Annotated in this window: 19 protein-coding genes; 10 read left to right on the plus strand and 9 right to left on the minus strand. The window is 63.0% G+C overall.

Annotated features, from left to right (window positions below):
* The first annotated feature begins 31 nt into the window (after positions 1-31).
* Positions 32-793: an isoprenyl transferase gene (locus F0M17_RS03885; RefSeq protein WP_149596457.1), complete on the plus strand. Its 762-nt coding sequence runs from the start codon at positions 32-34 to the stop codon at positions 791-793.
* A gap of 267 nt (positions 794-1,060) precedes the next feature.
* Positions 1,061-2,377 (plus strand): PhoH family protein, encoded by a 1,317-nt coding sequence (locus F0M17_RS03890; RefSeq protein WP_149596458.1) that lies wholly within the window; start codon positions 1,061-1,063, stop codon positions 2,375-2,377.
* Here F0M17_RS03890 and F0M17_RS03895 read toward each other — a convergent pair.
* On the minus strand, positions 2,374-3,192 hold the full coding sequence (locus F0M17_RS03895; RefSeq protein WP_066139822.1) for a hypothetical protein: 819 nt from the start codon (positions 3,190-3,192) through the stop codon (positions 2,374-2,376). The two genes, F0M17_RS03890 and F0M17_RS03895, sit on opposite strands and share 4 nt — an antisense overlap.
* A gap of 83 nt (positions 3,193-3,275) precedes the next feature.
* Here F0M17_RS03895 and F0M17_RS03900 point away from each other — a divergent pair, with 83 nt between their 5' ends.
* The 3 genes from F0M17_RS03900 to F0M17_RS03910 are packed head-to-tail and all read left to right on the plus strand — an operon-like array spanning position 3,276 to position 4,867.
* Positions 3,276-3,779: an A24 family peptidase gene (locus tag F0M17_RS03900; RefSeq protein ID WP_149596459.1), complete on the plus strand. Its 504-nt coding sequence runs from the start codon at positions 3,276-3,278 to the stop codon at positions 3,777-3,779.
* Between the two features lie 4 nt (positions 3,780-3,783).
* Positions 3,784-4,251, plus strand: a complete 468-nt coding sequence (locus F0M17_RS03905) for an NUDIX domain-containing protein (protein ID WP_038989895.1) — start codon at positions 3,784-3,786, stop codon at positions 4,249-4,251.
* A gap of 46 nt (positions 4,252-4,297) precedes the next feature.
* A complete protein-coding gene (locus F0M17_RS03910) occupies positions 4,298-4,867 on the plus strand; it encodes a GNAT family N-acetyltransferase (RefSeq protein WP_149596460.1) in 570 nt (189 codons plus the stop codon).
* A 115-nt stretch (positions 4,868-4,982) separates the two neighbouring features.
* Here the strand turns inward: F0M17_RS03910 and F0M17_RS03915 are convergent, their stop codons facing one another.
* From F0M17_RS03915 to F0M17_RS03925, 3 genes are all read right to left on the minus strand, one after another.
* Positions 4,983-6,395 carry a class II fumarate hydratase gene (locus F0M17_RS03915; RefSeq protein ID WP_149596461.1) on the minus strand — a complete coding sequence of 471 codons (1,413 nt, stop codon included), beginning with the start codon at positions 6,393-6,395 and terminating at the stop codon, positions 4,983-4,985.
* Between the two features lie 130 nt (positions 6,396-6,525).
* A complete protein-coding gene (locus tag F0M17_RS03920) occupies positions 6,526-7,128 on the minus strand; it encodes a carbonic anhydrase (protein WP_038989892.1) in 603 nt (200 codons plus the stop codon).
* A gap of 93 nt (positions 7,129-7,221) precedes the next feature.
* Positions 7,222-7,896, minus strand: coding sequence for a DUF4245 domain-containing protein (locus F0M17_RS03925; protein ID WP_066139808.1), 675 nt, complete (start codon positions 7,894-7,896; stop codon positions 7,222-7,224).
* 156 nt (positions 7,897-8,052) lie between these two features.
* Here F0M17_RS03925 and glpX point away from each other — a divergent pair, with 156 nt between their 5' ends.
* Complete coding sequence (gene glpX / locus F0M17_RS03930; RefSeq protein WP_066139805.1) at positions 8,053-9,087, plus strand: class II fructose-bisphosphatase; 1,035 nt, start codon at positions 8,053-8,055, stop codon at positions 9,085-9,087.
* A gap of 87 nt (positions 9,088-9,174) precedes the next feature.
* Here the strand turns inward: glpX and manA are convergent, their stop codons facing one another.
* From manA to F0M17_RS03950, 4 genes are all read right to left on the minus strand, one after another.
* On the minus strand, positions 9,175-10,383 hold the full coding sequence (gene manA, locus F0M17_RS03935) for a mannose-6-phosphate isomerase, class I (RefSeq protein WP_149596462.1): 1,209 nt from the start codon (positions 10,381-10,383) through the stop codon (positions 9,175-9,177).
* Positions 10,384-10,449: 66 nt separating this feature from the next.
* Entirely contained in the window at positions 10,450-12,069 is a 1,620-nt protein-coding gene (locus tag F0M17_RS03940) for an LCP family protein (RefSeq protein WP_149596463.1), read from the minus strand.
* A 17-nt stretch (positions 12,070-12,086) separates the two neighbouring features.
* Positions 12,087-12,617, minus strand: coding sequence for a 5-(carboxyamino)imidazole ribonucleotide mutase (purE, locus tag F0M17_RS03945; RefSeq protein ID WP_073706622.1), 531 nt, complete (start codon positions 12,615-12,617; stop codon positions 12,087-12,089).
* Between the two features lie 71 nt (positions 12,618-12,688).
* A complete protein-coding gene (locus tag F0M17_RS03950; protein WP_149596464.1) occupies positions 12,689-13,849 on the minus strand; it encodes a 5-(carboxyamino)imidazole ribonucleotide synthase in 1,161 nt (386 codons plus the stop codon).
* A gap of 176 nt (positions 13,850-14,025) precedes the next feature.
* Between F0M17_RS03950 and F0M17_RS03955 the strand changes: the two genes are divergently transcribed.
* Complete coding sequence (locus F0M17_RS03955; RefSeq protein ID WP_038989884.1) at positions 14,026-14,595, plus strand: GtrA family protein; 570 nt, start codon at positions 14,026-14,028, stop codon at positions 14,593-14,595.
* Here F0M17_RS03955 and F0M17_RS03960 read toward each other — a convergent pair.
* Positions 14,592-15,320 carry a TIGR03089 family protein gene (locus tag F0M17_RS03960; RefSeq protein ID WP_149596465.1) on the minus strand — a complete coding sequence of 243 codons (729 nt, stop codon included), beginning with the start codon at positions 15,318-15,320 and terminating at the stop codon, positions 14,592-14,594. The two genes, F0M17_RS03955 and F0M17_RS03960, sit on opposite strands and share 4 nt — an antisense overlap.
* 288 nt (positions 15,321-15,608) lie before the next feature.
* On the opposite strand from F0M17_RS03960, the gene F0M17_RS17790 reads away from it, so the two are divergent.
* From F0M17_RS17790 to F0M17_RS17400, 3 genes are read left to right on the plus strand one after another with little or no spacing between them, the layout of a single operon-like run.
* Positions 15,609-16,133: a WhiB family transcriptional regulator gene (locus F0M17_RS17790; protein WP_073706835.1), complete on the plus strand. Its 525-nt coding sequence runs from the start codon at positions 15,609-15,611 to the stop codon at positions 16,131-16,133.
* 11 nt (positions 16,134-16,144) lie between these two features.
* The gene (locus F0M17_RS17595; RefSeq protein WP_256370208.1) at positions 16,145-19,609 is read left to right on the plus strand and encodes a glycosyltransferase family 2 protein; all 3,465 of its coding nucleotides are present in this window, start codon (positions 16,145-16,147) and stop codon (positions 19,607-19,609) included.
* Entirely contained in the window at positions 19,609-22,152 is a 2,544-nt protein-coding gene (locus F0M17_RS17400; protein ID WP_168201944.1) for a DUF5719 family protein, read from the plus strand. The genes F0M17_RS17595 and F0M17_RS17400 overlap by 1 nt, the downstream gene beginning before the upstream one ends.
* Positions 22,153-22,163: the final 11 nt, after the last annotated feature.

The following is a 22,163-nucleotide window of genomic DNA, read 5'->3' on the forward strand; positions in this document are numbered from 1 at the left end:
GTTTTGGAATCTACCGAAAGGAAGGGACAAGGTGCAGCTACCGAACCTTGCGTACCGTTACTATGAACGGCGCTTGGCGAAGTCCCTTCCAGCCGACAAGCTTCCGCACCATATTGGCGTGATGGTCGACGGCAACCGCCGGTGGGCCAAGCTGGCCGGCACCCCGACCATGGCGGGCCACCAGGCCGGTGCCGACAAGATCCTGGAATTCCTCGACTGGTGCGAGGACCTGGATATCAAGATGGTCACCTTGTACATGCTCTCCACCGACAACCTCAACCGGGAAGCCGGCGAGCTGCGCGACCTGCTAGAGGTCATCGGCTCGACCCTGGACCGGCTGGGCGAGACCAACCGGGTCAAGGTCCAGCAGGTGGGAGCGAAGGACCTGCTGCCTGAGGACTTGGCGCAGAAGCTCGCCGCCCTGGAAACCGTGACTGCCAACCGCACCGGCGTCCATGTGAACGTGGCCATCGGCTACGGCGGGCGCCGCGAGATCCTCGATGCGTTCAAGGCGTTGCTGTGCAAGGCCGCCGAGGATGGGCGCACGATCGACGAGCTAGCCGAGGGCCTGTCTACCGAAGACATCGAATCGGCCCTCTACACCAAGGGCCAGCCGGATCCGGACCTGGTGATCCGCACCAGCGGCGAGCAGCGCCTGTCCGGCTTCCTGACCTGGCAAAGCGCCTACTCGGAGTTCTACTTCTGCGAGGCGCTGTGGCCGGATTTCCGCCGCGTTGACTTCCTGCGCGCCCTGCGCGACTTCGCTGACCGCCAGCGCCGCTTCGGAACCTGAGCCGAGCGCGTTGCGCCAGGCTCGGCTGTTCAACTAATCGTTACCTGAACGTAGTGTGTGCGTCGTCTCTTGGTGGCGTTTCGGGGTCTAAAGTGATCATAAGGCTGGGGCATCAAGTCCCAGCTGAGCGAAGGGTTCCACACTAGATGACCAAATGCAGCGCCAGCCGGATTGCTTTCCGGAATCGCCTTGGGCATCCGGTGCCGGGATTCCCCACTGACGCGTGGGGAGAGTCCCCACGCCGGATTCGAGAATGGGTGCGCTGCCATGACACGAACAGCCGAACAGGGTGTACGAACCTACGTCATTGATACGTCGGTCTTGCTTTCCGATCCGAAAGCCATGTTCCAATTCGATGAGCACCATGTCGTGATTCCGCTGACCGTAGTCACCGAGCTGGAAAACAAGCGCAAGGACCCGGATCTGGGTTTCTTCGCACGCCAGGCCTTGCGGCTGCTTGATGACTTGATCGCCAGCCATGGCGGGCTGGCCCAGGCGGTGCCAGTGTCCAAGACCGGTGGAACGCTGCGCATCGAATTGAATAATATTGCCCCCGAGGTCCTGCCGGTAGGCATGCGCTCAGGCGATAACGATTCACGCATCCTGGCTGTCGCCAAGCACCTGCTGAATGAAGGCCTCGACGTTGCCCTGGTGACCAAGGATCTGCCGATGCGCATCAAAGCCTCGGCTATGGGGATCCATGCCGAGGTGTACCGCAATGAGCTGATCGCCTCGACCGGGTGGACCGGCATCCAGCAGCTGGACCTGGATGAAGAGACCATGGCCAAGCTCTACGAGCATGAGCAGGTGCTGAACCACCCTGCGGCAGCCGATGAACCGATTAACACCGGCTTCGTGATCACCTCACCGCGCGGAAGCGCCCTGGGCCGCAAGGTGGATGTGAATACCGTGAAGCTGGTGCGCGGAGACCAGCAGGCCTTCGGACTGCACGGCCGCAGCGCGGAGCAGCGCATCGCCCTGGACCTGCTGATGGACCCTTCCGTGGGCATCGTCTCGCTGGGCGGCAACGCCGGCACCGGCAAGTCCGCGTTGGCGCTGTGCGCCGGCATGGAAGCGGTGCTTGAACGCAGGGAGCACCGGAAGATCACCGTGTTCCGTCCCCTGTACGCTGTCGGCGGCCAGGAATTGGGCTACCTGCCCGGATCCGAAGGGGAGAAGATGGGACCGTGGGCCCAGGCGGTCTTCGATACCCTCGGGTCGATCGTGTCGAAGAACGCCATCGATGAAGTGGTGGAACGCGGGATGCTGGAAGTGCTGCCGCTGACCCACATCCGCGGGCGTTCGCTGCATGATTCCTACGTCATCGTCGACGAAGCCCAGTCCCTGGAACGCAATGTGCTGCTCACGGTGCTCTCGCGCATCGGGCAGAATTCCAAGGTGGTGCTCACCCATGACGTGGCGCAGCGCGACAACCTGCATGTGGGCCGCTATGACGGCGTCGCCGCGGTGGTGGAACAGCTCAAGGGGCACGCGCTCTTCGGGCATGTGACCCTGACCCGATCCGAACGCTCTGCGATCGCCGCGCTGGTCACCAACCTGCTGGATACTCCGACGCTGGCCTAGGACCGGCGTTCGCTGCGCAGCTCCCACGGAATCGGTGCCCGGACATCGGTCAGCGTGGGAGCTGGGGCCGTGAACAGCGAATCGATGTAGTACTCGTTGTGCGCGAGAACCTGGAGCGAGAGTTCCGGGGCCGGCGGCATTCCGGAAGGGGCGGCCAGCACCCGGCGGTTCAGGCAGACGCCGGTTGCCAGATCCAGGACCAAGAGTGTCCGAGCACCTTCGGGAACCAGGGGAGCGCTGGCCAGCGTGGGCTGGTAGGTATGCCCCGCGGTGAGGACGGCGGCCAGCGCTGGCCGGCCGTCGTGGGTGATCTCGGCCAGCTCGTGGATGTAGGTGGGGTGGTCGAATGCCAGATCATGCGAGGCGGGCTCGGTTCCGGCAAGCTCCACGGGATCGAGCATCGATTCCCAATGCTCCAGTGGCAGCAGCCCGTTGAAGCCGGAAATATCTGGACGGCGCAATATCAACTGGTCCGAGGTGTACACCGGGGAGGTCAGTGAGGCAGGCAGCTTCCAGGAGGAATTCGTGGCAGCGACATAGCCGCGGCTGCGGTCCGCGGTGAACTTCTCCTGCTGGTACACCAGCTGCCCATCTGCCGAACGCACGGCAATGGCTTCGCGCTGGCGGATGATGGCGGTCAGCGTTCCTTCCAAGCCATCTTCCGGCTTGGCGTATTCGCCCGGGACCTGGACCTGGAACTGCAGCGAGGTGCTCAGCCAAGGGGCTGAACGGGCCAGGGCGCGGAAACGGCGCCGAGCAGCGGATTCAGGGGCAGACTGCCCGGGGAAAAGAAGTGGAACTGCAGGAACGTCCATACCCTAATTGTAGAAGCGGCAGAATTATTCACAAGGGGAACACCCCTCTGCCGCACAGGCGTGGACATGCTTATGCTCTACACATGTCGGAAATTTGGAACGTAGCCCAGGAAGGCCCGGCGGTCGCGGCAGCAGTCGTTGTCCAGCTGACCTGCTTTGCCGGCTTCGGGTTCCTCCTGGCCAGGCAAGACATCGCAACGCATCGCCTGCCCAATCGACTTATCGCGTACTGGCTGGCGGCCAGCACCGTGGTGATCGTGTTGCTGGGCATCCTCCGTTCTGATGCTCACGGCGTGCTCATGGGCCTGCTGGGGTTGCTGCTGCTGGGCGGAGGATATCTGCTCATTACGCTGATCTCCGCCGGCGCCATGGGCATGGGAGATGTGAAGCTGGCCGGAGTGCTGGGACTGAACCTGGGCTACTATTCTGTGCCCAGCTTGTTCTTCGCAACCGTGCTGACCTTCGTGCTGGCGACCTGCTGGGTGATCGGGGGAATGGCAGTGCGGAAATTGACCCTGAAATCAGCTGTCCCTTTCGGTCCCTTCATGCTGGTTGGAGCATTGGCAGTACTGCTTATGGCACGATGAAATCATGGCAACTCCTGAATTCATCACCCATCTTCGGCAACGTATCGGACATGAACCGCTGTGGCTCTCCGGGGTGAAAGTTGTTGTCTTCCGGGACAGCCGAGTGCTGCTGGTGCGCCGTGCCGACAATGGGCAATGGACCCTGCCGGCGGGGATTATCGACCCTGGCGAAGAACCATCGCACACTGCGCATCGCGAAGTCCTGGAAGAGACCGGCGTTGAATGCGAGATCACGGACCTGTTGGGTGTCGGAGTGACCGCGCCAACGGTTTATCCCAATGGGGACCACGCCCAGTACCTCGATGTGGTTTTCAAAGCCCGCCACCTCTCCGGCGATGCGAGGGTCAACGATGACGAGAACCTGGAAGTGGGATATTTCGAGCTCGCTGAGCGGCCAGAGCTCCCGCCGCTGCATGAGCGGGCTGTGCAGTGGGCACTGGACCCGCGGCCCGGCGGATACTTCGCCAGCTGATGAGTCCGGCAATCACTTGCCGATGGCATGAGCATAGGCTTGTTCCATGACTGGGATCGAACTGATTGAACCAACTGCCTCACTCCACGCTTCTTTCATACGGAGCACTGCTGAATGGGCGGGAACGGATCAAGACGGCGCCTCGGTCTTCTTCGCTGCCAAATACGGCTGGGATCTGCACAACGCGGACGACTTCGCTCAATGGGTCCAGCTGCTCAAGGATCTGGAAACGCCGAACTTCACGCCACCAGAAGGTTTCGTCGCGCAAAGCACACTGTGGCTAGTGCATGGCGATGAATACTTGGGTGCAGCCAGCTTGCGTCATGAGCTGGGCAATGATTTCCTCCGCGAAGTTGGCGGGCATATCGGCTATGGAATACGCCCGAGTGCCCGCGGAAACCGCCTGGCCAGAATCGCGCTCGCCGGATCCTTGGAACAGGCGCGCAACCTGGGCCTGCCACGAGTCATGCTCACGTGCAACGACTCCAATATTGCTTCGGCGAGAACTATTGAAGCTTGCGGAGGAGTCCTCGAAAGCATCGCTCCGGTTTCCGAAATCGGTCCTCGCTTCGGCTCCCGGGAGGACCTGCGACGCTATTGGATTGAACTGGTCTAGTTCGCTGGAGGCACCCCACGGCGGCTCATTTAGCTGCGCCCCAACTGATTAAGCAAGCTACCGCGGCCAGTTGCCGGCAACTGTCCGCGGTAGCTGAGCTTGGAATAGCTCGGTGCTAGTGCTTGCCCACCATGGTGGAAACATCCAGCAGCGCATCGAGCTGCTCCTCGGTGACTTCGCCGCGCTCGACGAAGCCCAGCGCGATGGTTGCTTCGCGGACGGTCAGCGACTCGGCCACAGCCTTCTTGGCGATCTTGGCGGCATTCTCGTAGCCGATGAGCTTGTTCAGCGGGGTGACAATCGATGGGGAAGCCTCGGCCAGGAAGCGCGCGCGTTCCACATTGGCCTTGATGCCGTCGATCATCTTCTCAGCCATCACCGTCGAAGTGTTGGAGAGCAGGCGAATGGATTCGAGCAGGTTCGAGGCCATGACCGGGATGCCCACGTTCAGCTCGAAGGCTCCGTTGGTCCCGGCCCAGGCGATGGCCGTGTCGTTGCCGATGACCTGGGCTGCCACCTGGATGGTTGCCTCCGAGATGACCGGGTTGACCTTGCCGGGCATGATGGAGGAACCGGGCTGCAGGTCTGGGATCGCGATTTCGCCCAATCCGGTATTCGGGCCGGAGCCCATCCAGCGCAGGTCGTTGGCGATCTTGATCAACGAGATCGCGATGGTGCGCAAAGCAGCCGATGCCTCGACCAGGCCATCGCGGTTGGCTTGGGCTTCGAAGTGGTTGCGCGCCTCGGTGATGGGCAGCCCGGTGTCTTCGCGGAGGAATTCGATGACCCGCTGGGGGAAGCCATCCGGAGTGTTGATACCGGTGCCTACTGCGGTGCCGCCCAAGGGAACTTCGGCAACTCGCGGCAGCGCGGCTTCGATGCGTTCAATGCCGTAGCGGACCTGTGCTGCATAGCCGCCGAATTCCTGGCCAAGGGTGACCGGGGTGGCATCCATCAGGTGGGTGCGGCCGGATTTGACTACATCCTTGAACTCGGCAGACTTCGCTTCCAGTGCGGAGGCCAGGGTGCCCAACGCCGGGACCAGATCCTTGATCAGCGCTCCGGTGGCGGCAACGTGCACGGAGGTGGGGAAGACGTCGTTGGAGGACTGCGACGCGTTCACGTGGTCGTTCGGGTGGACCTCGGTGCCGCTGCCTTTGGCCTCCAGGGCGCGGGTTGCCAGTTCGGCGAGCACCTCATTGGTGTTCATGTTCGAGCTGGTTCCGGATCCGGTCTGGAAGACGTCGATCGGGAAGTGCTCATCGTATTGGCCGGTAGCGACCTGATCGGCCGCGGCCACGATGGCGGTGGCGCGTTCTTCATCCAGCACCCCCAGCGCCAGATTGGCTTGGGCGGCGGCCTTCTTGACCTGGGCCAGGGCCTTGATATGCGAGGATTCCAGGGTCTTGCCCGAGATCGGGAAATTTTCGACGGCGCGCTGGGTTTGCGCGCGGTACAGGGCCTGAGCCGGAACCCGGACTTCGCCCATGGTGTCATGTTCGATGCGGAAATCGTCACTGTTAGTCATGAGCCCAGAGTACGCCCGAACCGCAATCAAAGGACAGGGCTCTGACGTAAACATCACAACCAACAGTGACGCTTCGCCGAAATGGGAATAAAAGCCGTTTTACAAGGCTTTTCCCGAGAACTTCGAGTTCTTAGTCGAGACCCAGGCTGGAGACCAGCTGGGCTCGGCCATCGTGCAGGTGGTAGGACACGCCCGCGACTGCGGTCCGGCCTTCTTCGATAGCCAGCGCAATGATGCTGGACAAATCGACGAGGCGGTCGGTGGTCTGCTTGACGTGCTCGACGACGGTGCCGTTCACGTCGGTGATGCCCTTGCGCTCGGCGGCCTGGACCGATGGGGTGATGTGCTCAACGAGGTCGCGCACGAAGCCCTTGGGCATGTTGCCCGATTCCTTGACCTTGATGGCGCTGGTGACCGCACCGCAGGAGTTGTGCCCGAGGATTACGATCAATGGGACGTTGAGGATGTCGACGGCGAATTCCAGCGAACCGAGGCTAGCCGGGTCCAGGACGTGGCCCGCGGTACGCACCACGAACATGTCACCCAATCCCACGTCGAAAATGATCTCAGCGGCAAGCCGGGAATCCGAGCAGCCGAAGATGACAGCGAAGGGTTCCTGGCCGGAAATCAGCTTCTCGCGTCGTGCACTGTCCTGGTTAGGGTGCTGGGTATCGTCATTGACGAAACGGAAATTTCCTGCGCTGAGCTTTTCCCACGCCTCTTGAGGAGTCATGGATGGTTTTTTTGATTCTGCGTGCATGACTCAGATTCTACGGGAATGTATTCGAATATCGAATATGTGACTGGCTATCCCCGTGAACGTGACTTAACCCAGTTCGCTGGCAACCTGTTCAGCAACAACGTTCAGCTGCTCGTCAGAGGTGTCGCTGGACAGCACCACGGTGGAGTCCTTGAACTCGGAGATCAGGTAGGTGCCCTGGTCCTTGGTGCGCACTTCCCACTGGGCTCCGCCGATGGTGCGGGTCTCGGTTGGCACCGCCGCATCGGTGATCAGGGCAATCCAGGTCGGGTTGGCTTCAGCGGCTTGGCGAACCCACACGAAGTCCTTGTTCTCGAAGACCAGTCCGCATTCCCAATAGGGGACGCCCTGTGCGGTATTAGCCTGCCAGCGGGCGAAGTTCGCATATTCCTTCTCGCCCAATTCCGGGGCGAAGATCTCAAAGCCTGAAATCTTCTCCGTCTGTTCTGCGGTGGCCTGCAGGTTGACGTCGCTTTCAAACGCGTCGTCCTTGGGCGCAGGGTTGAGCATGAGCACCGGAATGAGGATGGCAATAGTGAAACCGATGGACAGCACCATGCCCTTGAAGGTCTGGTTCGCGCGCTTGGCCTGCTTCTCGGTCAGCTGCGGCTTGAACGGCAGGTCCTCGAAGGTGGCGTTGGGATCGTCGAGGCTTCGACGAGCCGTGGCAGGCATCTGCGTACCGCTTGCCGCATTGGCGGCTGCCTGGGCGTTGTTCTCGGTGTTGTTCTCAGGTTCCACGCCTTCCATTCTCCCCGAAGATTCTGTGTAATTCGAACTGGAGTGCCCAATCGCACGTCCACCGATGATCAGGCGCGCCCGACACGAACTGTAAAGGGAAAACCCTAGGGGATAGAATGGCCTTGTTTGCATAGGCGCAATGACTACGACTCAGTGATGGGATCTTTCGTGACCGAAAAGAACAATTTTGCCCACCTTTCTCCGCGACTGTCGGTTTCCGACGCGGAGCCGGACCGCAACCTGGCACTGGAGCTGGTGCGCGCAACCGAAGCGGCAGCCATCGCTTCCTCGCCATGGGTTGGTTTCGGTGACAAGAACGCCGCAGACGGTGCCGCAGTCGACGCTATGCGCGGCCTGCTGTCCACCGTGAACTTCAATGGCGTTGTCGTGATTGGCGAAGGCGAAAAAGACGAAGCTCCGATGCTGTTCAACGGCGAGCAGGTTGGCAATGGAACCGGCGCCGAGTGCGACGTCGCAGTTGACCCGATTGACGGAACCCGGCTCACCGCCCTGGGCCTGAACAACGCCCTGTCCGTGCTGGCTGTTGCCGACCGCGGTTCGATGTTCGACCCTTCGGCAGTGTTCTACATGGAGAAGCTGGTCACCGGGCCAGAGGCAGCCGAGCTTGTCGACCTCCGCCTGCCGGTGAAGCAGAACCTGCACCTGATCGCCAAGGCCAAGGGCAAGAAGATCAGCCAAGTGACCGTGACCATCCTTGACCGCCCACGCCACGCCGGGTTGATCGAAGAGATCCGCGCGGCTGGTGCGCGCACCAAGCTGATCATGGACGGCGACGTTGCCGGCGCCATTGCCGCAACCCGCGAAGGCACCGGCGTTGACGCGCTGATGGGCATCGGCGGCACCCCCGAGGGCATCGTGACTGCCTGCGCCATCAAGGCATTGGGCGGCGTGATCCAGGGCCGCCTGTGGCCAACCGACGACGATGAGAAGCAGAAGGCCATCGACGCAGGCCACGAGCTGGGCCGCGTGCTGACCACCAACGACCTGGTGACCTCGGACAACTGCTACTTCGCGGCGACCGGCATCACCGATGGCGATCTGCTGCGCGGGGTGCGCTACAAGAACAGCCGCATCCACACCCAGTCGATCGTGATGCGTGCCAAGTCCGGCACCATCCGCTTCGTCGACGGTGAGCACCACCAGGACAAGTGGGAAGCCTACACCCGCTAGCCGCTAGCTGCTTGCAAAACTGCGAGCCATGGACTTGAAACAAGTCCATGGCTCGCAGTTTTCGTTTGGGGCCTTGCGGCAGCGCGGCTAGTCGATCTGGGCGCTGGCGGCGAAGAGCTGGCCCGGCACGATGCCCTGCAGCGTGGCGGTGGCCGGCAGCTCGGCCGCGGTGACGAACAGCGACTGGCCACGGCTGATGTGGTGCTCGCCTTCGCGGGTGGCCACCAGGAACTCGCCGGCAGTGCACAGCAGGACGGCGGCACCGTGCAGTTGCAGGTCGGCGGCCAGGCCGGGTTCGGTGGGATCGAGAACCTGCAGCTGGAACTCTTCGAAGTCCGGCTTGTACAGCCGATCGTGGGTATCCAGCGCCACCGGCTCCAGTAACGGGGCAGGGGAGGGCTGGGCGATGGTGACATCGAGCAGCTCGGGAACATCAATATGCTTGCTGGTCAGCCCGCCGCGCAGCACATTGTCCGAATTGGCCATGACCTCGATGCCCAAACCGCGCAGGTAGGCGTGGACGTTGCCCGCACCCAGGCTGATGGCCTGGCCCGGTTCGAGGAAGATCAGGTTCAGCAGCAACGCCACCAGGACCCCTGGATCGCCCGGATAGATCTTGCTGATCGACACCAGTTCGGCGAAATGCACGTTGCGCTGCAGCTCGCCGCTGGCCGCCACTGCATCGCTGATCTGGCGTACCAGCTGGGAGATTTCGTCCCCGGCGGTCAGCACATGCTTGAAAATCGCGGCCAGCGGATCGCTGCCCTGCAGCAGGCCGACGAGCTGGCTGACCGGGGCCTGGGCCGAGTCCGGCAGGTGCGCGGCCAGCAACTGCAGGTCTTCAACGATCTGCGCTGGCTGGCGGAACCCGGAGAGCGCCACGAAGTCGGTCAAGGCGAACAGCATTTCCGGCTTGTGGTTGTCATCGCGGTAGTTGCGGTCGGCGGCATCCAACGGCTTGCCCTGGGCATTTTCCTGGGCGAAGCGTTCCTGCGCCTGCTGCAACGTCGGGTGCGTCTGGATCGACAGCGGCTGGGTCGCCGAGAGCACCTTGAACAAATAAGGCAGGCGTCCGAAGCGCTCGGCAACCGCCGAACCCAAAATGCGCTCCGGGTCCTGGGCGATGAAATCGTTGAGCGCGGTGCCGTCATCGGAGAGCCGGCTCGGGCACCCGGGGTGGGCGCCGAGCCACATTTCGGCCTGCGGGGTGGTTTCTGCAGGCAGATCCAGCAGATCGGAAATCTGCGAAGCAGATCCCCAGTGGTAGTCCCTAATCGCGTTTTTCAACTCGAACACGTCTTTTGACCATAGCCTTTCAAGAGCGGTAAATGGGTCGCATGGCGGTCGGGGGGTCTTAACCGTTTATGGAACCGAGCATTCGTCGTTGTTTGCCGCGATCTCCGAGATCAACGTGCGGTAGCCAGCCATTTCGAGATTCACCAAGTATTCTTCGGTGATCGGGCTGCCATCGGGCTGGGTGAATTCCCGGTCCTCCTTGTTGGACAGCTTCGGAGCATTGTTCACGTCGGTGGTTTCCTCAGCCTCCTCGGAGGCCTCGGTGGTTTCTTCCGGAGCCGAGGACTTGGAGGAATCCTTGCCCTTCTCCGAATTGTCCTTTTTCTTGTCCTTCTTCGGCTCGTTCTGCTTCGCGATCAGCGACTGGATGCGCTCCTGCAGCTTGTCGAAGTCCGGGTAGGTGGAGAAGCTGCGTTCGAAGTCCGGGGCACCGAGGGTCAGCCGGGCCATTGGCTCCTTGGACACCTTTTCAGCCAGGGAGACGAAGGAACCGAGCTGGCCGGCAGGAATGTCTGTTTCCACCAGCTGTTCGCCAGCGGACATGATGGAGGTGAAATTGGTCAGGATCGTCTGCGGGGTGAACTGCTTGATGATTGCCTGCTGCAAGCACTGCTGGCGCTTGATGCGGTGGTAGTCATCGGTGAAGTCGCGCGAGCGGGCAAACCACAGGGCCTGCTTGCCGGTGAATTCATGGGTTCCCGGGGCGAACCAGTGGGTGCGCACGGTGCTGTTCTCGTAGTACTTGCCGTTGTACGGAACCCAGCCGCCGGAGTTGATGGTGACGCCGCCCAGGGCGTCGACGAACTGCTCGAAGCCGGCCATGTTGACCATGACGTAGCCCTGGACCGGAAGGCCGGTGGTGCCTTCCAGCGCGTCCATGGCCGCCTGCGCGCCGACGTTCTTCACCGAGTCGGGGAACGCATCGGCATGCTCCATTTCGGCGTTGCGGTAGATGGAATTGAAAATGCATTCATCACCGCAGTTGTAGCCGTTTGGCCAGATCTTCTCCATGGGGGAGCCAGGGGCGAAGCGTGCGCTCTGGAAGTTGCGCGGCACCGAGATCAGCAGGCTCTTGCCGGTCTTGGCATCCACGGACAGCAACGCCGCAACGTCGGTGCGCACACCGTCGCGGTTGGCACCGGAGTCGGCACCGAACACCGCGATGTTGTAGCGGCCGTCGATGGGATCGAAGGCCGGGCCCTCGTCGAAAACTGCCTGAATCGTTTCGCGTCCGGTGTTCAGCATCGAGGCGCCGTAGACGAACAGGCCGCTGGTGGCCACCACGGCTGCCAGGGTGAAGACGGTGACGATGGCACGCATGCCCGGGGCCAGCAGCTTGGGCCGGATGATCACCAGGGTGTTGATGAACATGATCAGCCAGCCCAGCGCCAGCGTGCCGAGCACGATGATCAGGAACAGCTGGAAGTTCGGGTGGGCCGCCCAGCCGAGCAGGATCGAGCGATCAATGAAGTACAGGGCAACCAGCGCCAGCACCGCCACCCAGCAGAGCATGGTGATGGACACCGCGATCCGTCCGAGCTTGCGATTTCCGGCAACCAGCTGGGCGCCGCCGGGGAAGAAGATGGTCAGCAGGACCAGGATCAGGGCACGCTTGCTGCGCTGCGGAGAGCTGATGGTCTCCGGCTGGCGCAACGGACTTGGTGCGCGGTGACTGGCAGAACCCATGTACTTTTGGACTTTCCCTAGGAGGCGAAATTCTCGTTGGCAACTTCATCGCGCAGAGCCGAGCCCTTGGCATGGGCCTGCTCGCGCAGCGAATCTGCAAACTGAAGCAACTTTACCTGTAACGACTCGGCTAGCTCATCGGTTCCCGCTGCGAGCATGCGCACGGCCAGCAGGCCGGCATTGCGTGCTCCGCCAATGGAAACAGTTGCTACGGGGACTCCTGCAGGCATCTGGACGATGGAGAGCAGGGAGTCCATTCCATCTAGTTTAGCCAGTGGAACTGGAACTCCGATCACGGGCAGCGGTGTAACAGCTGCGAGCATGCCGGGAAGATGCGCTGCGCCGCCTGCGCCGGCGATGATTGCGCGCAGCCCGCGTTCGTGGGCCTTCTTGCCGTAATCGATCATTTCCTCGGGCATGCGGTGCGCCGAAACGACATCCGCTTCAAAGGGGATGCCGAATTCGGCCAGCGCCTGCGCGGCCAGGCGCATCACCGGCCAATCGGAGTCAGAACCCATTACGAGGCCGACGAGTGGTGCTTGAGTCATCAGATATTTCCTTGCAGTGCTTCAGTAAGAGCCGCTGCCCGGCAGGCAGCGGCTCTTGATTAATATAAATGCTAGTTGGCGGTGCCGGCGCCGTCGCGGATTAGCGCGGCCACCTTGTTCGCCTGCGAACGAAGTTCATCTACGCTTTGCCCTGCGTTTGCCACGACGTTGACGTGGCCGATCTTGCGGCCCGGTCGCACGGACTTGCCGTAGGCGTGCACCTTGACTTCCGGGCCGGCGGCCAGCGCGGCCTGGAACGCGGAGTAGAGGTCCTGGTTGGCGCCGCCGAGGTAGTTCTTCATGACGGTCACACCCAGCTCGCGGGTTTCCCCCAGCGGCAGATCCAGCACCGCACGCAGGTGCTGCTCGAACTGGCTGGTGACCGAGCCGTTCATGGTCCAGTGCCCGGTGTTGTGCGGGCGCATGGCCAATTCGTTGATCACGAAGCCGGCGCCGACGCCCGGGGTTTCGAAGAGCTCGGCGGCCATGACGCCGGTGACGCCGAATTCCTCGGCGATGCGCAGGGCGGCTTCGGCCGCGGTGGCAGCGGTAGCCTCGTCGATGTCCTGGGCGGGCGCGATCACTTCGTCGCAGACCCCATCGACCTGGATGGTGTGGACCACCGGCCACGCCTTGGCCTCGCCCGAAGGGGTGCGGGCCACCAATGCGGACAGCTCCCGGGAGAAGCCAACCTTGTCTTCGGCCAGCAGCGGGCCGTTGGCGAACCAGTCGGCGGAATCCTTGGCATCTTGGATGCCGTCGAGCATGCGCACGCCCTTGCCGTCGTAGCCGCCACGCGGGGTCTTGAGCACAATGGGCCAGCCGGTCTGCTCGCCGAAAGCGATCAGCGCCTCGACGTCGTCGACTTTGGCCCAGGCAGGGTTGGGCAGGCCGAGGCGCTCGATGGCCTCGCGCATGACCAGCTTGTCCTGGGCATGGATCAGCGCTGCCGGACGCGGCTGGATGTTCACGCCCTCATTGATCAGGGTGGTCAGGAATTCATTGGGAACGTGCTCGTGGTCGAAGGTGACGACGTCCTTGCCCTTGGCGAATTCGCGCAGGGTATCGAGGTCCTTGTAATCGCCTACCGGTGCGTCGGGAACGCAACGCGCAGCCGAAACATCCGGACCTTCGGCGAGAACATGCAGTTCAAAACCTAGGTTCAAGGCCTCGGGGGCCATCATTCGGGCCAGCTGCCCGCCACCAATCACACCAATTTTTGGAAAGCTCACGATTACAAGGGTAACGAAAGCGGCGTGGAGAATCGCATGCGCGATGTCTGATTACTCTCAGAATTCGGCCAATTTCCAGAAAGTGCCGATAAAATAGCAAGATCGCGCGCTTTTCCCAGTGCTGAGCGCGCCTTGTTACTGCTAGCCAGACGGGAACTTCATTCCCTGGAGGACAATTGCTCGAGCGCATCAAACTCAAAATAGCCGGACTCATCTCGCTGCTGTGGCGTGAGGTGGCGAAGTTCGGCGTGGTCGGTGGCGTTGCGTTCGTCATCGACTCGGGGATCTACGTCTGGCTCCTGCATGGTCCCATGAGCGATTCGCAGGTCAAGGCAAAGATCGTCGCTGGTGTCGTCGCGACGATGTTCTCCTGGGTAGCCAACCGCTACTGGACCTTCCGCCACCGCCGCCAGGCCAATGTGCTGCGCGAACTGGTGATGTTCATCATCATGAATGCCATCGGCCTGGGCATTGCAGCGGCCTGCGTGTGGGTCACCAAATACTGGTTGGGCCTGACCGATCCGACCTCGGTGTTCATCGCAGGTTCGGTCGTCGGCCTGGTGCTCGGCACGATTTTCCGTTTCTTCGCCTACCGTTTCTGGGTCTTCGGCAAGGAGATGGACCAGGAGGAAGCCTTTGCCCATGACCACGAGGTTCTGGGCAAGCACAAGGCCGATACCGACACCGAACCAGCGGGTTCCGCTGGCCAGGGCGATACCGGCACCGTGCCGACGGTGGTTCGCTAGTCCTGAGGCGAATAGTCGAAGCTGATGCGTTCGCCGTCGCGCAGGCGCGCGGTCACTTCCACTCCATCTTCGACTAGCACAATTCCATCTCCTGCCACCCACTGGCCGATGGCATAAGGCAGCAAGTCGAGCACAGGCAGCTGGGCACGCACGAGAATGGTTCCTTGGCTCTTCGCCTCGGCGCCGAAGAGCGTGGCAAGACTGATCGGGGCGTCGCCATTGGTTGCGATGGCTGTTGCACCACCAGCAACCGGCGAGGGATAGAACTGGTCCCCATAGGAACGCACGGAGGCATTGAAGTCTTCTGCGACCGGGCCGAGATCCGAGCCGAAGGACAGCGCGAGAGCTGCCGGGTTCACGGCGAGGATTTCACAGCTGCCGGGGATGCGCTCATCATTCGGCTGGGCGGTAACCCAAAGCGTTGCCTGCTGGGCATCATCATGCTCGGCATCAACCAGCGTGGCGCCATGATGCAGGGCGGCCAGGGCCACCACCAGCGACTTCCAATGCGCTGGCAGGTCAAGCACCACGAGCGAGTCTTCTTCGAGATCGAAAACCTCGCCTAGGAGATTGGCGCTTTTCGCGACCCAATTGTCGAATACCCGTCCGGAGAGCTCGATGCGTTCCCCGCTGGCGGAGTACCAGGTAAGCCACGGCGAGGCCGAAGCGCGCCGCGGCGCGAGGAGATTCTCCACAAAGGTTCCTGATTGCAGGGTGTTGCTCATTGGGTGTCCTTAAATTTAATTACTGAGAATTCACCGAGAATTCAGCCAAGACGGGACATGCCCGTCTCATCTGCATCTTTTGACGGCGTGTTGTGCCGGGAGTTTCCTGAGAAGTCTTCTTAGAATGACCTCCCCACTTGACTCTAGCGGAGTTACACGGCTGTAATTAGATGGTGAGTCCCGGCAGGTTCATCACTTTTCGCTAGTTCGATGGAATAAATGCTGCCGGATGGATCGGGAGCAGTGATGGTCCGATCTTCTCAAACCAATCGAAAGGTCAACATCACCATGGCGAATCTGGAGCAGGGGTACTCCGAATTTTCGACCTCGGCTGTTGCGTCGGCTCAATACGGGCTGGAGGACGCACCATCCGACTGGTTTGTCGATCCTCAAGCCGGTGAGTCCGCACGGGTTGCAGTTGCAGCCGATCTGGAGACCGCGGCCGACAACTTCTTGAAAGAACACGACACGTTATCCGACACCGAAGAAATCTCCTCGGTTGGATCCTGGGCGCCGGAGCTCGATGAAGATGACGAAGTGCGCGAGACCATCAAGGCAGTATGGCTTGGTGTTGGCGGAGAAGTTGACGAGGGTGAGCTGGGCTGGCAGGCCCGTGCCCTGTGCGCACAGACCGACCCCGAGGCATTCTTCCCTGAAAAGGGCGGCTCGACCCGCGACGCGAAACGTGTCTGCGGCGCATGTGTTGTCCGTTCGGAATGTCTAGAATATGCCTTGAGCAATGATGAGCGCTTCGGAATCTGGGGAGGGCTCTCAGAGCGTGAACGTCGCCGTCTACGGAAACGAGCAATCTAATTCGTCCGCCAATTCACGTCACCGCCATCGTTGCTTCGCACGATGGCGCTGACTTTTTACCACGCACTTTGGCCGCACTGCGCAACCAGTCGCGGCCTATCGAACGCTTTGTCGGAGTCGACGCATCGTCCTCCGACGCATCGCTAGAGGTCCTGCGGGCGAACTTGCCGTCGAACGCCGCCCTGCTGGTGGCCGATGAGGGGTCGTTGGGACTGTCGCTGGAAGTGGCGGTGTCGCAGCTGCCCGAAGCGCGTGCGGACCGCGACGAATGGCTATGGATCATCCACGATGACTCCATGCCGGCTCCCGACGCGCTGGAACAGCTGACCCGCACCGTCGAGGCTTCCGAGTCCGTCTCCATTGCCGGATGCAAGCTGCTGGATATCGACAACCCCCGCCACCTGGTGGAGGTGGGCCTGAGCGTCGACCGGAAGGCCCAGCGCCTGACCATGATCGACATCGACGAAGTCGACCAGGGCCAATACGACGGACGCAGCGACTACTTCGCCGTGTCCTCCGCCGGCATGTTCATCCGCCGCGAGGTCTTCGAGCAGCTGGGCGGATTCGACCCGGCGATCCCGGGCCGCGGCGACGACGTGGACCTGTGCTGGCGCAACCGCCTGGCCGGGCACCGCGTGGTCGTGGTGCCCAGCGCCAAGATGTACCACCAGGTCGAAGTTGTCGACTCGCTGGCTGGTCCGCGCGAAGCCAAGCGCTCCGAGGTCTTCCAGCGCCTGAAGTTCGCTTCGCCAGCGGTGCTGCCCTTCTTGTGGATCGGGTTGCTGCTCGGCGGCATCGGCCACTTCCTCGTGGCCTTGCTGGCCAAGGATCCGGGCCACGGGTTCGGCCATTTGGGATCGGTGCTGCGCGGGCTGTTCTCCCCGGGCAAGCTGGCGGCATCGCGCCGCAATGTCGCCCAGATCCGCGAGATCCCGCGCCGCCAGGTCCGCAAGCTGATGGTCTCCGGTGCCCAGGTGCGCGAGTACCGCCGCAATGTGAATACCGGGCGTGCCGATGGCGAAGTCTATGGCGATGGCAGTGGTGCCGACGCCATGGTTGAACCCAGTGGCGACAACTTCTCCGACTTCGTGCGGATCGCCCGCCCGCCGCGCACCACCGCGGTGCTCTCGCTGATCCTGGCTCTGCTGCTCTCCGCGGCGGCCTCCCTGATCGCATGGCGCAGCCTGTTCGGCTCCACCGCGCTGTCCGGCGGCGCGCTGCGCCCGCTGTCCAACAGCAGCCGGGAAATCGGCGCCAACGCCCTGTCCTGGTGGCAGAACATCACCACCGGCTTGAGCGCCCCGCCAGATAATTCCGACCTGCTGTTCTGGCTTTTCTCGCTGGTGACCTTCAACCATGCCAATGAAGCCTCCGTCTATCTCTTCTTCGCCGCGATGCCGCTTGCAGCACTCACCGCCTGGTGGGGGATTGGCGCGGTCAGCCGCTCCCGCGCGGTGCGGTTCCTTGCCGCGCTGATCTGGGCGCTGCTGCCGTCACTGATTTCTTCGCTGGCTTCCGGACGCATCGGCTCGGTGCTGATCCACATCTTGCTGCCGCTGTTCTTCCTGGCGATTATCCGCGCCATGAACGCCCATGTGGCGATCGAGGGCGCGAAGCCGAAGACCGCGAAGCAGCAGTCGGTTTCCGCATGGACCGCCTCGGCCAGCGCCGCATTGCTGCTCTGGGTGATCTCCGCCGGCTCCGTCTCCTTCTTCCTGACCGCGAGCATCCTGGTCTACGTGCTGGCCTTCTTCTCGGTGCGCCGCGCACGCAGCCTGTGGTGGATCCCGCTGCCTGCGATCGTGTGGAACCTTCCGCTGCTGTTCGCCGGCCTGGGCGATGCGCGGCTGCTGTTCACTGAGCCCGGCGCCGCGAATGCGTTCACGCCGGCTGCCCCGTGGCAGATGCTGCTGGGCTTCCCGGAAGCCTTCAACGCCAACGCCTCGCTGGTGGGCTGGGACTTCCTGCCTGCCGGACCGTGGGCCCTGGTCGCAGCCCTGCTGGTCGGTGCCCCGATCCTCGCGCTGGCGGTCTTCGGAACCTTGAGTTCTTCGTTCAGCCACAGCGCCAGCATGCGCCGCAACTCCCGGCGCCTGCTGTGGGGCGCGGTGCTGTCGCTGGCAGCGGGCTGGGCCGTCGGCTTTGTGCCCTTCACCCTGGACTCGCATACCGCGGTGAGCGCCTACACCGGCCCGTACGTTTCCTTCGCCATGTTCGCGCTGCTGGCAGCTGCCGCCAACGCGTTGGCCGCCCTGCGCCACGAGGACCAGCCGCGCTCAATGCGTGCCGCCGGTTCACGTCCGGCGATGAGCCTGATGGCCGCTTTCAGTGTGCTTGCCGTGCTGGCCTCGGGCAGCGTGCTGCTCGGCGCCCAGCTGAATCCGGCAGCCGAATCCGAAACGCTGACCGCGATGAACTCGGCCCAGCAGGTCCACGGCTCGCAGCCGCGCACCCTGCCGGCAACCGCAGCCGATGCAGGCCGCTCCGAGTTCCAGAAGCGCACCCTGGTGCTCAGCCCGCGGTCCTCCGGCGAGATCGACAGCCAGCTGGTGTCGGGTTCCGGCGAGACGCTGGACAGCATCAGCCGCTACTCGCAGGTCAAGCAGCTGGCCGGTCCGCTGCTGGAGCCTGAGCGCAATGAAGATTCCGCCACCGCAAAGGTCCAGAGCAATGCCGTAGCGATGCTGCTGTCCGAATCCGCGTTGGACTCGCGCGAGTCCTTGCGCGACTTGGGCGTGGGCTTCGTGGTGCTGAACGAAACCGGCGAATCCGTCCCGGCGACCGTACGCACCTTGGATGCGGCAACGGGGTTGGCATCGGTTGGCCAGACCGACAGCGGCTGGCTGTGGCGCGTGGACTACGAAGCCGATGACGAGCAGCAAAGCGCTGGCTTTGCCCGGATCGTCTCCGCCGATGGAGACGTGACGGTCTTGCCGACCCAGCGTGGCAAGATCACCAATCTGCAGATCCCGTCCGCGGATTCCGAGCGCACGCTGGTCCTGGCTACCGCGTCGGATCCGAAGCTGCGCGCCAGCGTCGATGGCGAATCCCTGCGTTCGGTGGCCTATCCCGAGGATTCGGAAACCCGTTGGGCCCAGGCCTACGAGCTTCCTGCCGAGGGCGGCAAGCTGACCTTGTCGCACAAGGACTCCATGGCCATTCCGGTGCTGCTGCTCAGTGCAGTGGTTCTGCTGATCACGGTGCTGCTGGCCATTCCAGTGCCAAGTTCGCGCCGATTGGCCAACTACCGGAACATCGAATACCGCTTCCGTGAACCACGCGGCGAGAACGAAGAACTTGCCGATGGTTCGGCAGTTCTGGCCGCGGCCGAAGTCCAGAGCCCGGCAACGGCCACCGGAACGATGCCGTTGAGCCGCCGTGAGGCACGCGAACGCGCCAGCGAGATTCGTGAGAACTTGACCCCGAAGCTCAGCGACCGGATTTCGGATGCTGATGCCGAGCAGGAGAAGAAGTAGTGAGCGACGAGAAGAACGTGGACTCAGCGGATTCTGCTGACCAGCCAACTGCACAGACCCCGGCCCCGAAGCCGGTCTCGGCCCAGCCGGAAGCCAAGGACGCCACCCCGGTGTCGGCGACGCTCTCGCGTGCCGAGGCCAAGGCCGCCAAGGCCAGGGCCAAGGTCGACGCCAAGCTGGAGAAGGCTCGCGCCAAGGAAGCCCAAGCCCGGGCCAAGACCGAGGCGAAGGAAGCGGCGAAGGCCGCGAAGGCTGAGCCCAAGGCCGCTAAGCAGGAAGATCCAAAGCCAGAACAGCTGCCCGAGGCGGACTCCGGCGCAAAGGACAGCAAGGTAACCTCGCCTGCTGCGGTTCCGGCCGACGAGCAGGCTGAAGGCAAGCGCGCAGCACAGGAACAGGCACCCAAGCCTGATTCCGTTCAGGACGGCTCAGCCAAGGACGACTCCGCCAAGACCAGCACGGTGGCCCCCGAAGCCGCGCCCGCCAAGCCGGCAACGGCTGGTGAGTCCGCTGCCGGCAAGACCGATGCAGCAGCCAACCCAGAACCGGTTGCCAAGCCGGATCACGTCGCCGAGGCGGAGCCTTCCAAGGAGGAGGGCGCAACGGCAGTAGCCGGCAATGCCGATTCTGCACCTGCGCGCGAGGCTGAGTCGAAGACCTCCTCCGCCAAGGATTCAGAAGCTGGTGCCGCCGCGGCAGCCGTTGCTGCCGCAGGGAAGGCCAAAGCCGGCGATTCACAGTCCGGAGAAGAAGCCGCGACGGCACAAGCACCGGAAGATCCGAAAGCCGCCAAGCGCCGCCAGAAGTTGGAGAAGGTCCGCGCACGGAAAGCCGCGAAAGCTGCCCCTGCGGCTGCCAGCACGGCTGCTCATCCGGCAGCCGAGCCGGAGGCGGAGCCTGCAGACGGCAAGGTCGCCGAGCGCCGCCACAAGCTGGACAAGGCCCGAGCCGCGGCTTCCAAGGATGCGGTGTCCGCGCCGGTGCGGAAGAAAACCGGCGCGGTACTGCTCAGCCTGGCTGCGGTGGTGGCCGCCGGAGCTGTCGTAGGCGCCGGATCGATTTTTGCCCCGGCACCGGCCGAGAAGTCGTTGCCGGCTGCCGTGACGAACCTGCCCGCCGGCGACTCCAGCAGCGTCTGCCCGGGAACCCCGCAGCTGCTCAAGGGCGTGGAAGGCACCGACGCGCAGTTCGCCCCTGGCGCCAAGGACGTTTCCAGCAACCTGCGCAGCATTGCCGTATCGGATCTGGCCAAACGCATTCCTGGTTCATCCTTCACCAAGCTTGATGGCAGCGATGCGCGTCAGCTGACCGAGCGCATCGCCGAGGATGAAGCTGCCCAGGCCCGTGGCGCCGATGAGGAGGGGCTGACCGGGCGCGCCAGCAAGATTTCAACTGCCAACGATATCGATGACACCCAGGTCTACACGTTGCAGCCGCTGGGCCAACTCGCTTCGAAGGGCAGCGCCCTGCGCAGCTACCAGGCCAAGGACGGCGACCTCGCCGGGCTTGCCGCCGCAACATGCCAGGCTCCGGCATCCAACTGGCGCTTCACCGGCCTGCAGACCAGCACCGGATCCACCAGCGTGATGCATTTGGCCAACCCAACGCACACCACGGCCCAGGTGTCCCTGCGTCTTCGGGGCCCGGACGGCCTGATCGACACCTCCACGCTGCAGAACATTGTCCTGGCAGCGGGGGAGAGCCGGGCGATCGTGCTCGGCGGCTATGCGCAGGATTTGAATTCCATTTCGGCTGAGGTCACCAGCATTGGCGGAAAGATCACCGCCTCGGTCCAGCAGGCCGCCTTGCGCGGCTTGACCCCATCGGGTGTTGAACTGGTCGGCGCGAACGCGACGGCTTCCAACAGCCAGGTGATTCCGGGCGTGTGGATCGAGAGCAAGGAAAATGTTTCCAAGCTGAGCAAGGACGACAAATCCCTGGTTCCGCAGCTGCATGTCTCGGCGACCGGCTCCTCGGGCGCCGGGTTCAAGGTGAAGGTCCTGGGGGCTGACGGTGAAGTTGCTGCCAGCTTCGACGAGAACCTTGCCGTTGATTCGGACGCCACGAAGGTCGTGAACCTGAACCAGTTGGCTGGCGGGTACTACACGGTGGTCGTCGAATCCGATGCCCCGGTCACCGCAGCGGTGAAGCTGGTCCGCGGCGCTGATCCCAAGGAGTCCTCGGACACTGCGTGGGCGGCCAGCTCCAATGTGCTCGCCGGGACGCAAGCCATGCCGCTGTCGGCTAACGGCACCGGCAAATTCGCCATCGCCGCCGTCGCGGCGGACTCGGCGGTGGAAGCAGTGGTCGTCAATAAGGACGGCAAGCTGGAGGACCCAGAGAAACTGCAGATCAAGGCCGGCCAAAGCATTGTCTTTGATCCGAAGTCGGTCTCCGACGACGCCCAGGCAGTCATCTTCTCGACGGATGCCAACGCCTACCTGGCCCAGCTGGTGCTCGGCTCGGACCGTTCCATCGCCTGGGCTGCCATGCCGCAGGCGAATGCCGGACGCGACGGCATTGTGGTGAACATCGGCGGCTAGGAACGCGCCAT

The sequence above is a fragment of the Glutamicibacter sp. ZJUTW genome, from assembly GCF_008370855.1.
Lineage (GTDB): Bacteria > Actinomycetota > Actinomycetes > Actinomycetales > Micrococcaceae > Glutamicibacter > Glutamicibacter nicotianae.

What these genes read in the sequence shown, in the direction of transcription:
- F0M17_RS03890 (WP_149596458.1), top strand. Translation starts at nt 1,061, where the DNA reads ATGACACGAACAGCCGAACAGGGTGTACGAACCTACGTCATTGATACG.
- F0M17_RS03895 (WP_066139822.1), bottom strand. Translation starts at nt 3,192, where the DNA reads ATGGACGTTCCTGCAGTTCCACTTCTTTTCCCCGGGCAGTCTGCCCCT.
- F0M17_RS03900 (WP_149596459.1), top strand. Translation starts at nt 3,276, where the DNA reads ATGTCGGAAATTTGGAACGTAGCCCAGGAAGGCCCGGCGGTCGCGGCA.
- F0M17_RS03905 (WP_038989895.1), top strand. Translation starts at nt 3,784, where the DNA reads ATGGCAACTCCTGAATTCATCACCCATCTTCGGCAACGTATCGGACAT.
- F0M17_RS03910 (WP_149596460.1), top strand. Translation starts at nt 4,298, where the DNA reads ATGACTGGGATCGAACTGATTGAACCAACTGCCTCACTCCACGCTTCT.
- F0M17_RS03915 (WP_149596461.1), bottom strand. Translation starts at nt 6,395, where the DNA reads ATGACTAACAGTGACGATTTCCGCATCGAACATGACACCATGGGCGAA.
- F0M17_RS03920 (WP_038989892.1), bottom strand. Translation starts at nt 7,128, where the DNA reads ATGACTCCTCAAGAGGCGTGGGAAAAGCTCAGCGCAGGAAATTTCCGT.
- glpX (WP_066139805.1), top strand. Translation starts at nt 8,053, where the DNA reads ATGGGATCTTTCGTGACCGAAAAGAACAATTTTGCCCACCTTTCTCCG.
- F0M17_RS03940 (WP_149596463.1), bottom strand. Translation starts at nt 12,069, where the DNA reads ATGGGTTCTGCCAGTCACCGCGCACCAAGTCCGTTGCGCCAGCCGGAG.
- purE (WP_073706622.1), bottom strand. Translation starts at nt 12,617, where the DNA reads ATGACTCAAGCACCACTCGTCGGCCTCGTAATGGGTTCTGACTCCGAT.
- F0M17_RS03960 (WP_149596465.1), bottom strand. Translation starts at nt 15,320, where the DNA reads ATGAGCAACACCCTGCAATCAGGAACCTTTGTGGAGAATCTCCTCGCG.
- F0M17_RS17790 (WP_073706835.1), top strand. Translation starts at nt 15,609, where the DNA reads ATGGCGAATCTGGAGCAGGGGTACTCCGAATTTTCGACCTCGGCTGTT.